6 protein-coding genes and 1 pseudogene are annotated in these 15,818 nt (G+C 66.1%); 4 read left to right on the top strand and 3 right to left on the bottom strand.

Features of this window, described 5'->3' with window-relative positions; all coding sequences use genetic code 11:
• The first annotated feature begins 47 nt into the window (after window positions 1-47).
• Both ACIBLC_RS40110 and ACIBLC_RS40105 read left to right on the top strand, forming a co-directional pair.
• Entirely contained in the window at window positions 48-6,575 is a 6,528-nt protein-coding gene (locus tag ACIBLC_RS40110; RefSeq protein ID WP_399216438.1) for an RHS repeat-associated core domain-containing protein, read from the top strand.
• Entirely contained in the window at window positions 6,572-6,823 is a 252-nt protein-coding gene (locus ACIBLC_RS40105) for a hypothetical protein (RefSeq protein ID WP_399216437.1), read from the top strand. Before ACIBLC_RS40110 ends, ACIBLC_RS40105 begins: the two co-directional genes overlap by 4 nt.
• Window positions 6,824-7,100: 277 nt before the next feature.
• On the opposite strand, the gene ACIBLC_RS40100 is transcribed toward ACIBLC_RS40105, so the two are convergent.
• Entirely contained in the window at window positions 7,101-7,397 is a 297-nt protein-coding gene (locus ACIBLC_RS40100; protein ID WP_399216436.1) for a hypothetical protein, read from the bottom strand.
• Window positions 7,398-8,162: 765 nt separating this feature from the next.
• On the opposite strand from ACIBLC_RS40100, the gene ACIBLC_RS40095 reads away from it, so the two are divergent.
• Window positions 8,163-13,421, top strand: coding sequence for a DUF6531 domain-containing protein (locus tag ACIBLC_RS40095; protein ID WP_399216435.1), 5,259 nt, complete (start codon window positions 8,163-8,165; stop codon window positions 13,419-13,421).
• Complete coding sequence (locus tag ACIBLC_RS40090) at window positions 13,418-13,819, top strand: hypothetical protein (protein ID WP_399216434.1); 402 nt, start codon at window positions 13,418-13,420, stop codon at window positions 13,817-13,819. The genes ACIBLC_RS40095 and ACIBLC_RS40090 overlap by 4 nt, the downstream gene beginning before the upstream one ends.
• Before the next feature lie 584 nt (window positions 13,820-14,403).
• Here ACIBLC_RS40090 and ACIBLC_RS40085 read toward each other — a convergent pair.
• Window positions 14,404-15,372 (bottom strand): hypothetical protein, encoded by a 969-nt coding sequence (locus ACIBLC_RS40085; protein WP_399216433.1) that lies wholly within the window; start codon window positions 15,370-15,372, stop codon window positions 14,404-14,406.
• Window positions 15,369-15,818 (bottom strand): annotated as a pseudogene (locus ACIBLC_RS40080) (hypothetical protein); the annotation flags it as partial. The gene ACIBLC_RS40085 and the pseudogene ACIBLC_RS40080, both read right to left, overlap by 4 nt.

Raw genomic sequence — 15,818 nt, 5'->3', positions numbered from 1 at the left:
GCGCTCCGCTTCCGCCCCGTTTCCCTTCGACAAACCGGGAACTCACCGTGTCTTCAGCACTCTTCCGCAGACGTCTGCCAGGGGCGGTCATACGTCGCTGGCTGGGCCGTGGCGGACTCGTCCTCTCCCTCTCCCTGCTTCCGCAGGTGGTCATTCCCTCGGGTTACGACTTTGCCGCACAGGCGCAGTCTCCGGCGCACCGCGACCTGGAGGACCGGCCTGACGCGAAGATCGACAAGGTCGGCGTGCTCAAGCCCGGCACCTCCAAGGCGCCCAAGGACAAGGCCGCCCCCGCCGTCACCCAGACCCGCGAGCGGCTGGAGCGCGCCGCCTGGCCGAAGGCCGGGAAGGCTGCAGCCGATGTCCCGGCGGCCGGTGGGACATCCGTCACCGTCGGTGGTCTCGACGTCAAGCTGGCCCAGGTGCCAGCAGCCCCGACGGCCAAGGCCGGGAAGAAGATGGCGGCGGCCTCCGGCCCGGCTGAGCGGCTGACGATCGGTGTTCAGTCCCAGTCGGCCGCGCGGAAGGCGGGCGTCAACGGCGTTCTGCTCACCGTCGCTCCAGCGGCCCCCGCGTCGGGCAAGGGCGACACCGACAAGCTCCGGGTGTCCCTGGACTACTCCTCCTTCAACGACGTATACGGCGGCAACTTCGGCCCCCGTCTGAGCCTGGTGGCGCTCCCGGCCTGTGCGCTGACCACCCCGGAGAAGAAGTCCTGCCGCACCCAGACTCCGGTGGAGGGCGCGGGCAACGACGCGCAAGCCCAGACCCTGACCGGCACAGTCTCCGCCCGTACTCTCTCCTCCGGTGCCCCCATGCTGCTGGCGGCGGCGGCCGACAGTTCGGGCGGCGGAGGCGACTACGGCGCCACCTCACTGTCCCCGACCGCTACCTGGGAGGCCGGCGGCAGCACGGGTGACTTCGCCTGGAACTACCCGCTGCGGGTTCCCCCGGCAACGGCCGGCCCTTCGCCGAATCTGGCCATCTCCTACAACTCGGCTTCGGTGGACGGTCGTACGGCCGGGGAGAACAACCAGACCTCGGTGGTCGGCGAGGGCTTCTCGATCACCGAGTCCTACATCGAGCGCAAGTACAACTCCTGCAAAGATGACGGCCAGTCCGGCAAGGGCGACCTGTGCTGGAAGTACGCCAACGCCACCCTGGTCCTCAACGGCAAAGCGGTCGAACTGGTCAACGCCTGCACCGACAAGACGGCCTGTGACAATGCCGCCCTCTCGCAGGCATCAGGGGGCAGCTGGAAGGTGAAGAACGAGGACGGCACCCGGGTTGAGCACCTGACCGGAGCCACCGGCAACGGCGACGACAACACCGAGTACTGGAAGGTCACCGACGCCTCCGGCATCCAGTACTTCTTCGGCAAGGAGCGGATGCCCGAATGGAGCGACAAGGGCACCACCGCCACCACCGACGACGACCCGGTCACCAACTCCGTATGGACCGTCCCCGTCTTCGGCGATGACGCAGGCGAACCCTGCTACAAGTCCACCGGCTTCGCTAACTCCTCCTGCGAGCAGGCCTGGCGCTGGAACCTCGACTACGTCGTCGACCCCCACAACAACGCCTCCACCTACTGGTACACCAAGGAGAGCAACAACTACTCCAAGAATGCCGACACCACTGTCAACGGCACCGGCTACACCCGCGGGGGCTACCTCAACCGCATCGACTACGGCCTGCGCAGCGACCTGATCTACTCCAAGCCCGCAGCCCAGCAGGTGAACTTCTCCTACGCCGAGCGCTGCGTCGTCTCGGGCGGCTGCACCAGCTTGACCAAGGACACCAAGGCCAACTGGCCTGACGTGCCCTTCGACATGATCTGCGCGGCGAGCACCAAGTGCACCACCCAGATCGGACCGGCCTTCTTCACCCGCAAACGCCTCACCGACGTCACCACCTCGGTGTGGACCGGCACCGCCACCACCCGCAGAGACGTGGACACCTGGCACCTGGATCAGAGCTTCCCCGACACCGGCGACGCCTCCTCGGCGAGCCTGTGGCTGAAGTCCATCCAGAACACCGGCAAGGCCAACACCACCACCGCGGCCATGCCGGCGGTCACCTTCGGCGGCATCCAGCTGTCCAATCACGTCGAGGGCAGCGGCCCGGACACCCTGCGCTACATCAAGTGGCGGGTACGCACCATCAAGTCCGAGACCGGTTCCACCCTCACCGCCAACTACTCCGACCCCGACTGCATCTGGGGCACCAGCATGCCGGCGGACATCGACAGGAACACCCGCCGCTGCTACCCGGTCAAGTGGTCCCAGTCCGGGACGACCCCGGTTACCGACTGGTTCCACAAGTACGTGGTCACCTCCGTCTTCCAGGACGACCCCTACGGCCACGGCGACACCGGCGAGAAGTACTACGACTACCAGGGCGGCGCCGGCTGGGCCTACGCCGACGACGAGGGCCTGACCAAGCCGTCCAACCGCACCTGGTCACAGTGGCGCGGCTACGGCAAGGTCGTGGAGACCTCCGGCGACTCCGAGGGACCCCGCAGCAAGAAGTCCACCCTCTACATGCGCGGCCTCAACGGTGAGAAGGAACTCGACGGCACCGCCCGCGTCGAGAGGGTCACCGACTCCACCGGCACCGCCATCGACGACTCCCGCCAGTACGCCGGCTTCGTCCGCGAAACCATCGTCTACAACGTCGCCGAGGAACTCAGCGGCACCATCAACACCCCCTGGTCCCACAAGACCGGCAGCCACACCTACAGCTGGGGCACCACCGACTCCTGGATCGTCCAGGCCGGCGAGACCGCCACCCGCACGAAAACCTCCACCGGCACCCGCACCGGCACCCAGAAGACCACGTACGACCCCACCTACGGCATGCCGCTCACCGTGGAGGACAGCGGCGACGCCGCCAAGCCCGGCGACGAGACGTGCGTACGGACCAGCTACGCCCGCAACACCTCGGCCTGGCTGGTGAACGCGGTCTCGCGCACCGAGACCTACGCCGTTGCCTGCGCAACGACCCCGGTGATCCCCGGCGACGTCATCTCCGACATCACCACCGCCTACGACGGACAGGCTGTCGGCGCGGCGCCCACCAAGGGCGAAATCAGCGCCTCGTACCGGGTCGCGAGCTACGACGCGGACAAGAAGCCCGTCTACCAGCAGGTCTCCAGCTCCACCTACGACAAGCTGGGCCGCCCGCTCACCGCGACCAACGCCCTCAACCAGACGATCAAGACCACCTACGTCCCCGACGACACCGGCTACGGTCCGCTGACGTCCAAGACCACGATCGATCCCAAGCTCTACGCCTCCACCTCCATGGTCGACCCAGCCTGGGGAACGGCCACCAAGACGACCGACGCCAACGGCAATATCACCGAGTGGTCCTTCGACGCGCTCGGCCGCCTGAAGTCGCTCTGGAAGCCGGGCCGCTCCCGCAGCGATGCCGCCAGCATCGTCTACGCGTACAGCATCAACAACGATAAGGAGACCTGGGTCCGCACCGACGCCCTCAAGGCGGACGGCAAGACCTACAACAGCGCCTACGAGATCCTCGACGGCCTGCTCCGCTCCCGCCAGAAGCAGACTCCCGCGCCGAACGGCGGCCGGGTCATCTCCGAAACCCTCTACGACGACCGCGGCCTGGCCTACATCTCCAACAGCCAGGTACACGACGAGAATGCCCCCTCGGGCACTCTGGCCAACACCTTCCCCGGCTCCGTTCCTGCCTCCACCGAGACGGTCTTCGACGCCGCCGGCCGCGCCACCGAATCGATCTTCCGGGTCTACGACCAGGAGAAGTGGCGTACCAAGACCGATGAACAGGCCGACCGCACCGCCGTCACCGCCGCGGAAGGCGGCACCGGCATCCTGACGATCGTCGACGCTCGCGGGCGGGTGACCGAGCGTCGCGAATACGGCGGTCCGGTCCCGACCGGCAGCGACTACACCCGCACCCTGTACGACTACAGCCCCGGCGGCCAGCTCAAGAAGATGACCGGCCCGGACGGCGCCGTGTGGACGTACGACTACGACCTGCGCGGCCGCAAGACCACCTCAACCGATCCCGACAAGGGCAGGGTCGACACCACCTACAACGACGCCGACCAGCCGCTGACCGTCACCACCATGCTCGACGGCGTCTCCCGCACCGTGATCACCGACTACGACGATCTCGGCCGCACCACGGGCACCTGGGACGGGGTGAAGGACAACGCCCACCAGCTGACCAAGTTCACCTACGACTCCCTGGCCAAGGGACAGCCCACCGCCGCTATCCGCTATGTCGGCGGCACTACGGGCAAGATCTACTCCCAGGTCGTCACCGGCTACGACAGCCTCGGCCGCCCCAAGGGCACGAAGACCGTCATCGCCGTCACCGACGATCTGGTCGCCAACGGTGGTGCCCCGCAGACCTTCACCACCTCCACCGCCTACAACATCGACGGCACCGTCCAGTCCACATCGATGCCCGCCCTCGCTGGCTTGCCCGCCGAGTCCGTGGCCTACGGATACAACAGCCTCGGGATGGTCACCAGCACCGACGGCATGACCGACTACGTCCAGAACATCGGCTACTCCCCGTACGGCGAGATCGAAGAGACCCGCCTGGGCACCTCCACCGGCGCCAAGCAGCTCCAGATCCTCAACCGCTACGAGGACGGCACCCGCCGCCTGACCAACTCCCACACCGTCGACCAGACCAACACCGGCTATACCAGCGACGCCGATTACATCTACGACGCCACCGGCAACGTCAAGTCGATCACCGACAACGCCAACGGCAAAGACACCCAGTGCTTCACCTACGACGGCTACCGCCGCCTGACCCAAGCCTGGACCCCGTCCTCCAACGACTGCGCCACAGCAAGCTCGGCGACCACCCTTGGCGGACCGGCCCCGTACTGGACCAGCTGGACCTATAAGCCCGGCGGCCTGCGCGACACCCAGACCGAACACAACGCCACCGGTAACACCGAAACGGGCTACGGCTACCCCGCCCTCAACGCCTCCAGCGCCGGCCAGCCCCACACCCTGACCTCCGTCACCGTCGACGGCGGCACCGCCAAGAACTACACCTACGACGAGCAGGGCAACACCACCAAGCGCTACAGCCCCACCGGCACCGCGCAAAGCCTCACCTGGAACATCGAAGGAGAACTCACCCGCCTCACCGAAGGCACCAAGACCACCGATTACCTCTACGACGCCCACGGCGAACTCCTGATCCGCCGCGGCCCCGTCAAGACCGTCCTCTACCTGGCCGGCCAGGAACTCCACTACGACACCGCCGCCAAGAAGTTCACCGCCCAGCGCTACTACCCCGCTGGCGACGCCACCGCGGTCCGCACCGAGGCCGGCCTGTCCTGGATGATCGACGACCACCACGGCACCGCCTCGATGACCGTGGACGCCACCACCCAGGCCGTCACCCGCCGCTACACCAAGCCCTTCGGTGAGACGCGCGGCACGGCCCCATCGGCCTGGCCCGACGACAAGGGCTTCCTCGGCAAACCAGCCGACGCCGACACCGGACTCACCCACATCGGCGCTCGCGAATACGACCCGGCCACCGGACGCTTCCTCTCCGTCGACCCTGTCCTCGCCCCCGACGACCACGAGTCCCTCAACGGCTACGCCTACGCCAACAACACCCCCGTCACCAAATCCGACCCCACCGGCCTGCGCCCGATCACGGACTGCGAGCGCGGCTGCAGCGACGGCAAGGGCGGCACCTACCGCGACCACATGACCATGGGCCCCAACGGCACATGGGTTTACCACTCCACCCAGACCTACACCCAGACCTTCCAGTACCAGAAGACCGGCGGCGGCACCGGCAGCGGCACGATGACCGTCACCGTCCGCACAGACGCGGGCCACAAATCCGCGCAGGTCGTGTTCAAGAAGGGACCCGACCCGAAGCCCAAGAAGGACGACGGCTACTGCAACGCCTGCTGGGCGATGGGCACGAATCCGCACTACGATCCCAACGCCAACGACCTGCCAGACGCAGGAAAACTCGCAACTTGGCAGAAAGTTGTGCTGGGCGTCGTCACGGTCGTTGCGGTGGCCGTGGTCCTAGCTCCGGTCGCCGTGGCCCTCGGGGAAGGATGTCTGGCCACAGCCCCGGTATGCGCCGCAGAGATCGCAGAGATGGCGACCGGTGGGGCGTCCGGTGGAAGCGCGGTGGTCGGCAGCGGAGTGCTCGGAGCTGCGGCTCTCAAGGGAGGAGCCGACGACGCCGTCGATGCGGCGGCGACTCTGCCAGTTCCCTACAGCAAGGGCTGGGCTTTCCGGCAGGACAATAATTTTCACATTCCGAGCCTGATGACGCCGAACGGCAGGACCTTGAGTGCTCATGCCGCCGAACGAGTGGCAGGAAGCGGGCCTGGACGTCCCCCGACGACGCTGAATGCTCTCGACTACATTCTGGAAAACGGCAACAAGGTGAAATATGATGCGGTCCGCGACACAATCCAGGTCAGGGCGACTCAACTGCCGGGCAAGCCTTTCGTGGTCCTCTCCGGGAGTAATCCAAATCACATAGTCACCGCCATGATCCCGAAGGGATTTGACATTCCGTGAACCCAGGCGAGGAAATTCTAGCGATGGCCCGGAAATTCATTTCTGGTGACGATCGATCCATGGGCTTCATTGCGTCCATGGAAAAGGTCGTTGTAGAAAATCTCCCGGATTCCGATATGTTCGAATTTCTTGCGGAAGGTATATCGCTCTATCGCCCATGGGCCGGTGCTCCCTACTGGTCGGAGGGGGATATGGTTCAGCTTATGGAGGATTTCGTGCAAGAATTTGGAGGCTCTGAGAAATCTTAAGAATCGGCCTCTGTTGCAGCCGACCACTACGAGTGGACCTCAGCCCGACCGCCCCATTTCCACGCGGTGGTCGGGCTGAGGTCTTGTACCCGCTTCGAACACTTGGGTAAGGCTTACGAACCTGGCACTCGACGCAACGCTCAGCTCCGGCACATAGCGGGAGCGAGAGGTCGCCACGGCCTCTTCCAACCGGTGTTGCCACCACTGGTCGGTAAGGATTTCCGCATCAAACCAATAGCGAGTCCGCACCCCCTAGTGTCAACCGCTCTGAAGCGACTTATGAGGTTCGTTGCCCACTCGACTTGAAAGCGACCCGCATGCCTCGCTCGGCAGCCATCTGTTCCCAGCCCTCGCGCCATCCCTTCTCGCCCAAAACCTTCTCGTACAGTGACTTGCCCCTGCCACTTGTCGGCCCGGTGGGGTCCAGCAGTCGGGCGATGATGTGCCGCGCCAGCTTGGGGTGCTGTTTCAGAGCTGCAGTAACTGGCGTGTCCAGCTGGCCCTTGGCAGAATCCACTTGATTGCTGCTGAGCCAGAACTTCGCCTGCCAGCCCACTTCAGTGCCGTCGGGCAATGTCCGATGGGCCCGGCTTCCAGCGTCCTCAGCGACCCGTTCCCGAGGGATGTTGTGATGCCGAGCTGCGGCCCCCGTGCTGGCCGGAACGTCCCGCCGAGCCGGGACGTGTAGACGGAGACCGACGCCCCTCCGTGTGGCCAGCCGTCGGAATCAGTCTTGCCGCAGCATGGCCCGCACAGCGTGGACGTTCCATACCCACAGGTCGGGCATGGCTCGCCACACGGGCGATGAACTCGGGTCCGCGGGGCGAGGATCTTCTCCATGCAGCAGTTTCTGTAGCTTCTCGGTTTTCTCGCTCTTGTCCAGGGCGCTCTGGGCCTGTTGCACGGCTGATATTTGGCTGACAGCCTCACACCCCGTACAGGTAGTTCCGTGAACTGCGCAGGCACCGGTGGCCATCTCCGCGCCCACGGTGGTGAACCGACCGTACGGTCCGCGCGGGGTGATCCGTACGTGTCCTCTCCGCGTGAGCGGGAGCGAACCGGTCCACACGGACGGCGGCGCCTCCCTGCTCCAAGCGCGGATGGCGCGAAAGACACCCCGAGTCGTCGCTGTGAGTTTCCTCACGTGTACGCAATGTGTGTGACCAGGTGCAGATTGGCATGGTCCTGGCAAGATCGTGTGACTGCTTGATCACGGGGCCTGTGGGACCGCAGGCTGGGGGAGGGACTTGCTGTGCTGACCACACGGATAGCACGCTTTATTGCTGTTCTAGCGTTACCGGTGGCGCTGATATGCACGGAGACAACGCACGCAATCGCTATGCCGATCAGGCTCAAGCCGCCGGAGGCCGCGGCCACCGCAACTCTGGCTCAGAGTGCGGCGAAGCCCTTCACGCCTGTGAAGGCGATGACCCCCAAGCAACGCGAAGCGCAGCTCGCACGGGATGAGCAGCTGGACGCGGCACGACCCGCCCTGGGGCACAGCAAACCGGTACAGAAGGCGCTCAGCAGTGCCGCGGACCAGAGACGTGTGTCGGATCTGACCGCTCACGGAGAGCCTCAACTCTCCAAGGAGGCGGCTCCGGCCGCGGCTGCGGCCGATCCGGACTTCGAGGGAGCGCTCTGGGGCTCCACGTACATCGTTAACGACGAGTCCCAGCTGGATCCCGACGGTGTCGCGACGGCGCTGAAGGCCAATCCTCCGGTCAGTCCTCAGGTCTACCCGAACTACCGGCCGGGGCGGACGACCTGGTACGTGGAGGCGGGCTGGACGGAGGCCTCCAGCATTCCGCCGGCCATGCTGCGTATGCAGCTGTACCGGGCATCGGACAACCAGTTGGTTGCCACCCGGCTGACGAGCCGGGACACCGCCGCCAGCGCCGAAACGAGCAGTCTGTGCATGAGCTGGGTGGTGGGCAGCGCGCCGAAGACCTGCGTCTGGTCACTCCGCGACGGGCTGCTCGTAGGCAAGGCGGGTACGGCCTACTACGCGAAGCTCTCCTACGCGACGGAGATGACCAACCACTTCTACCAGGTTCCCAACCAGACGAAGCCGACCTACCGCGAGTACTGGCTGCCGACCAAGTGGACCACGGCGGTCACTTCTCCCGCCGCCCCGGCCGTCTACACGCCCGGCATCAGTGAGGGGCTGTCGGGCCAGTGCACCTGCTGGTATCAGACGCTCATCGCCGACCCGGTGAACACGGCCACAGGAGCAGTCAAGGAAACCGTCACCGACGCTGTCGTTCCCGGAAAAGGCCTTCCGCTGACCCTTTCCCGGTCCTACTCGTCAGCCGCGACCGACACCGGCGGGCTGCTGGGCAAGGGCTGGAAACTGCCGTACGAGGCCGGGCTGACCGTGGCGGCCAGCAGCGTGACGCTGGTGGAACCGGACGGCGCCAAAGTGGCGTTCGCCAAGCAGAGCGACGGGACGTTCACTGCGCCCAAGCCCGCGCGCTATGTGCTAACCCAGACGAGCAGCGGCTTCACCGTGACCCATCCCGATCACACGCGCCGCGTCTTCGACTCCTCGGGACGCTTGACCGGTTGGCTCGACGGCGCGGGGCAGGGACTGGCGCTCAGCTATTCCGACGACAGGCTGACGAAGATCACGGACGCGGCCGGTCGGGACACCGCACTTGACGTCGATGCGGCCACCGGCCGGCTCAGCTCCGTCACGCTGCCGGACGGCCGCAAGGTGGCGTACGGCTACGAGGCGGACCAGTTGGCGCGAGTGACAGGCACCGACGACGGCGTCACCCGCTACACGTACACTGGCGGACGGCTGGCCACCGTCGTTGACCCCAGAGGCAACGCCGTCACCCAGAACACCTACAACGAAACCACCGGGCGCATCCTCAGCCAGATCGATGCCAACGGCGGGACGTTCAGCTTCACCTGGAAAGCTACCGCGGACGCTCCGGCCGGCAGTGGCGAGTCGAATGTGACCGACCCGGCGGGAGGCATCTGGACGGATGTCTACGAGGCCGGGGTCCTCATGCGCAGTTACCGTCCGGAGGGCGGCGGCACCGACCGCGCCTACGACCAGAACCTCGGCCCCATCACGGAGTACGACTCCAACGCCAACAAGGTCACACGGACGTTCGACGCCCGTGGCAACGTCGCCTCGCAGGAAAAGGGCGGCGTGACGGAGAAATTCGTCTTCGACACCTCTGACCGCATCAAGTCCGTGACGAACGGCCGCGGATACAGCACAACTTACGAGTACGACGGAACCAGCGACCGGGTGAAGACCATCGCGGGTCCGGGCGGCACCACGGCCTACACCTACACAGCCGGCGGACAGATCGAGACGGAGACCGCGCCCGGCGGCGGTGTCACCCGCTACAGCTACAACGGTGCAGGGCTTGTGGCAGCGGTGACGGCCCCGGCAGGGGGAAAGACGACCTACCGGTATGACGCCGCCGACCGACTGACAGCCACGACGGATTCTCGGGGAAACACTGAGGGGGCCGACCCCGCCGCGTACACCACCGCCTACGCCTATGACGCCCAGGGGCGCCTGCAGAAGACCACAGACGCGGCCGGCCGGACCAGCATCTACGGCTACGACGCCAACGGCAACGTCAAGACCGTCACCGACGCGCTGGAGCAGGTCACCGCCTACGAGTACAACAAGTCCAACCAGCTGACCAAAGTCACCGGCGCTGACGGCACATACGCCACCACGGAGTACGACTCCCGGGGAAACCAGACGGCTGCCGTGGACGAAGCCGGTAGCCGGACGACCTACGGCTACGACGGCGCCGGCCGCCTTGCATCGATGACCACGCCACGCGGAAACGCCGCCGGTGCCGATGCGGCGAAATACACCACCACCTACGACTACGACGACAACGGCAACCTCACCAAGACCCTCGACCCGACAGGGGCCTTGACCAGCACCACCTACGACGCCTTCGACCGGCCCCTCAAGGTCACTGACCCACTGGGCCGCACCACTACCACCGCCTACGACGTCAACGGCAACGTCGCCCAGGTCACCGACCCGCTCAGCAAGGTCACCAAATACACCTACACGACGGCCGACCTGCTCCTGACGGAGACCGACCCGCTGGGCAAGGCCACGCTCTACGGCTACGACGCCGCCGGCAACCGCACCTCGGTCACCACACCCCTCGGATTCAAGACGACGTACTCCTACGACAGCGACGGCCGTCAGGTCAAGACGGTCAGCGCCCGCGGCAACGTCTCCGGCGCCGATGCGGCGAAATACACCTGGACCACCGGCTACGACGCAGCCGGCAACCCCAACAGCCTCACCGACCCCCTGGGCGACGTCGCGAAGAGAACCTACGACGCACGGGGCAACGTCACCTCCGTCACCGACCCGGCACAGCGCACCGTCGCCTACGCCTACGACGCTCTGAGCCGCCTCACCTCGGTGACCGCACCCGACGACGGAAAAACCTCCTACGCCTACGACACCTCCGGCAACCTCACCCGCCGCACCGACCCCAACGAGCACGTCACCGACTACGGATACGACGCCGGCCACCAGCTCACTTCGGTCACCGACCCCCTCAACCGCAAGACCTCCTACGCCTACGACGCGGACGGCAACCTCACCAAGAAGACCACCCCCCGCGGAACAACCAGCCAGACCTGGGACACCCGAAGCCTGCTGACCAAAGTCGACTACTCCGACTCCACACCGGACGTCACCTACCAGTACGACACGGCCGGACAACTCACCCTGCGCAACAACGGCGTCCTCTCAGAAGACTTCGTCTACGACAGCGCCGGACAGCTCATCAAGACCCGCGGCTTCTCCTACACCTATGACGCCGCCGGCCAGATACTCACCCGCAAGTACGCCGACGGCAACACCATCACCAACACCTACGACGCCGACGGCCGCACCACCACCATGGCCGCCGACTCCACCACCACCAGCTACCTCTACGACCCCGAAGACAACCTCACACGCACCACACTCCCCAACACCCTCATCGAGGACCGCGCCTACGACACCGCCGGCCGACTGACATCCGTCGCCTCCACCAAGGCCGGCGCCGTCATCACCAAAACCGCCCTCACCCTCTCGGCCGCCGGACAGCCCACCCACATCGACACCACCCGCACCGGAGTAGCCCAAGGCGGCTACGACCTCACCTACGACAAGGCCGGGCGCATCACCGCCGGCTGCTTCCCCCAGCCGACGGTCAGCGGCTGCGCCGACACCCGCACCACCACCTACAGCTACGACAAGGCCGGCAACCGCCTCACCGCCACCCTGGGCACGCGCAACACCAGCTACACCTACGACGGCGCCGACCAACTCATCTCCTCCACCACCGGCGCCACCACCACCGACTACGCCCACGACGGTGAAGGCAACCGGACCAAGGCCGGAGCCAACACCTACACCTACGACCTCGCCGGCCAGATCTCCGCCGCCAACGACGGCGGCATCGCCTACACCTACCAGCACGACGCCGAGGGCAACCTCGTCACCACCAGCCAAGCCGGCACCCTCACCAAACGCACCGAGTGGGACCCCAACGCCCCCCTCCCGACCCTGGCCACCGAGTACGACGCCGCCGGAGCGATCCAGCAGTCCTACCGCTACGACCCCCTCGGCCAGGTCGCCGCCGCCGAGACCGGCGCCGCCAAGGTGTACACCTACACCCACGACGCCCTGGGCTCACCCCTCGACGTCACCGGCAGCACCGGCAGCGTCTTCCAGCGCTGGGCCTACGACCCCTTCGGCACCCGCGTCCGCAGCACCGTGGCAGGCGGCGCCCCAGAATCCGCCCCCTCCTACGCCGGCGCCTACTTCGACACCACGACCAGTCACCTCGACCTGCGAGCCCGCCAGTACGACACCTTCACCGGCCGCTTCACCCGCCCCGACCCACTCACCCCCGACTCGGACACCCCCTACACACAGCCCTACGCCTACGTCGAGAACATGCCGACCAGCCGCGTCGACCCCAGCGGCCTGTGCAGCATCACGACACAGATGAAGGACCTGTTCTCCGGCAACTGGGGCTGGAACAACAACTGCGACAAGGAAGACCGGGAAACCGCAACGAAGGCCCCCGCGGTTCAGTCGGCAAAGAACCTTGCCGATAACGTGACCAAAGGAGCGGTCGAGGCTGCAGGTCAGGCGAGCCTCGGCTTCCTCGACGGCTTGACGTTCGGAAGCTTCAGCTACCTCAGCGACGCCCAGATCACCTGCCCAACGGCCTACAACTCCGGCCTGTACGGAAGCATGGTGCCATTCCCGATCGGGGGCGGCGGTAAACGCCTGGCGGCCGAGGGCGCGGAAGTCGCCGGGCGTGGCCTGTGGACCCTCACCGCAGGTGGCGCTTCGAAGATCATGAAAGGCGGACCATTCAAGACCACGTTCTACAAGAGTGCTTCGGACGGTACGTGGTGGACTCCAGACGTCACAGGGCACGGGGGGTCGGCATTCAAGGTATACCAAGAGACCAAGAAGGGTCTCGAATGGATTACCGACGCCGATAAGTATGGTAAATATATGCCAGACAAGTGGAAGGGTGGGACTGGTCGATTCATCCCCTGGGATAAATTGAACGGTGTAGGAAAATGATTGAGTCAGTCGAAGAATTTCTCAGGCTTCGCTTCAGTGACGACCCTGATGAGTACGGAAGGGCGAGTGCGGAGCCAGCCCCTCTGGAGGTTTGGACGGAAATTGTAGAAAAGCATCCGGAAGCCCGATTCTGGGTTGCACACAACAAGACCGTCCCGTTGGAGATCCTTCGGCTTCTCGCAGCCGATCCTGATCCTCGAGTGAGATCAATGGTGGCGATGAAGCGCAAGTTGACGCCTGACCTTCTGACTGGACTGGCGATCGACCAGCACGACCCCGTCAGGCTTTCGGTCGCACGTCACAAGCGAACCCCAAAGGCTGTACTCGAGAAACTCCAGTCGGATCCCTGGAGCGAAGTCCGGGACCTGGCGCGTGATCGGATAGAGAACGAATACTGATCACCTGTAGTAGGTCGTACATTCGCAGCAAGTGAGGCATCTCCCGTGTTATTCAGATGCGAGAGGTGCCTCATTTGTGCGAATAAGGCAAACCGTCACAAGCGGTAGGTGGCGACGGGGATCTCAAGGCCGTCGGCCTGCGTGACCTTGAAACGGGCTGTAGCCGGCTTTGTCCGCAGTCGGCGCCGTCCCCTCGCCGTCGTGCGTCCCGCACCTGGTCGGTAGGGTTTGCGTCTGGTCGACGATCGACAGCGGGTGGCCGGAGCGGGGCTGATGGGGGAGGGGCTGGTTGTGGGCAAGCTACCCGAAGTGTTCGCGCTGCCTCGGATGCTGCGGCATTTCGCGGCGACCGGTGATGGGCTGCCGCCGGACGGTGCGGTGGAGGTGGACGCACCGGACTCCGCTCTGCGGGCCGTGCTCTCCGCGGCCCGGTCGGGGATCTGGCTGCCGGCGGCGCAGTTGATGGCGCAGACGCGCACCGCCCGGGACTGGGACCGGCGCGACCAGTGCAGCGTCGGCCTGGCCGAACTCGCACTGCACCACACCGGATGGCTGGGCGACTGGAGAGGCGCGGTAGCACGAGATCACGGCTGTCCGGTGAAAGCGGCGGCGGGCGCCACCGTACCCGGCCCGAAACGCGCGTTCAGAGCGTCCACGACCGGCTCGACGCGCAGACGGGCCTCGCGGGCGCGGTCCAGCGTCAGCTGCGTATGAGCCTGCACAGAGTCAACGGCGTCGGCCACGAGGCCGATCCGCCGCAGTCGCGCGCGCTGCAGGCCGAACCCGTCCAGGACGCCGTACACGGCCAGGCGCAGATCGTCAGTATGCGCCGAGACCGCCGTCAGCGCCCGGGTCTTGGACAGATCCCGCCGGTCCGCCATCGACACGACAACCGTGATTGATCGCGCGGCCTGCCCGCGCGACCGCAGGCCGGCCGCGAGCTCCGTGGCCAGCCGCAGGGCCGCAGCGCGCACTTCCCACCCTTCCAGCATGTCCCTCGCGAAGTCGGCCCGAACGCTGAGCGTCTGCGCCGCCCGGCCCGGCACAACAACCCGCCGGTCGATCCCGCGAGCGCGTTCCTGCAGAGCGCGGCCCGCCCGGCCCAGGATGCGCACGACGGTCTCTCCGGGCAGATCAGCCAGGTGTCCGATCGTTTCAACGCCCAGGCGGTGGAGATCTTCTGCCTGCGTCCGTCGAATCCCGTACAACTCCCCGACAGGCAACGGACCGAGGAACCTCGCCGTATCGGACGGCGCCACTTCGAGAACGCCGCCGGACTGCGTACGAGAGGACGCCATAGCCGCGACCGTCCAGGACGATCCGATACCTACGGCTGTCTCCAGCCCGTACCAGGCGGCGGCCTGAAGGCGCAGCCGCTGTGCCAAGTCGACTGGACCGACGCCGAACAGGCGGAGAGAACCAGAGAGTTGAGCCACTACAGCCGACGGGGCCAAGGGCTGAACGACGGGGGTGAACCGCTCGATCACCTCGGTGAGCTCGGCGAGTCCGCCATCTTTCCGAAGTCGGACATGGAAGAACACCGGCGCTTTCACCGTCTCCCTCCTTCCCCGGGAGCAAGTGGTACCTGCCACGGACTCCTCAACCGGACGGTCAGTCGTCCTCTCAACTGCCATGGACGGTCGGGTTCGCTATCCCAGGACTGCAGGAATTCAGGAACCTGTCGGGTTCGGTTGCCCGCGCACCCCGCGGCACTGTTCAGGCCGAGGTGGGCGAGCGCGCGCAGCTGGACCAGTTCGGTCAGGCCGCGGGAGTCGCGGCGCCAGTAGGGGAGCGCACCGGTGAGGTCGAGCACGGCCGAGTCAGGTTCGATCATCTGCACGCGCGGCGTGATGTCCTCCAGCAGGCGGCGCAGCCGCTCGGGAAGGTCGGCCTCGTGGCCGGCCGGAACGTCGAAGCGCAGGTGCAGGATGTGGCGGCCCATGGCGGTCACCCCGGAGAACCCGGGCTGCGGTGGCCGAGCCGGCCCAGGTCGGCGGAG

It is taken from the genome of Streptomyces sp. NPDC050535 (assembly GCF_044457665.1).
In the GTDB taxonomy this organism is placed as follows: domain Bacteria; phylum Actinomycetota; class Actinomycetes; order Streptomycetales; family Streptomycetaceae; genus Streptomyces.
This window is presented reverse-complemented; position numbering and strand designations above follow the sequence as displayed.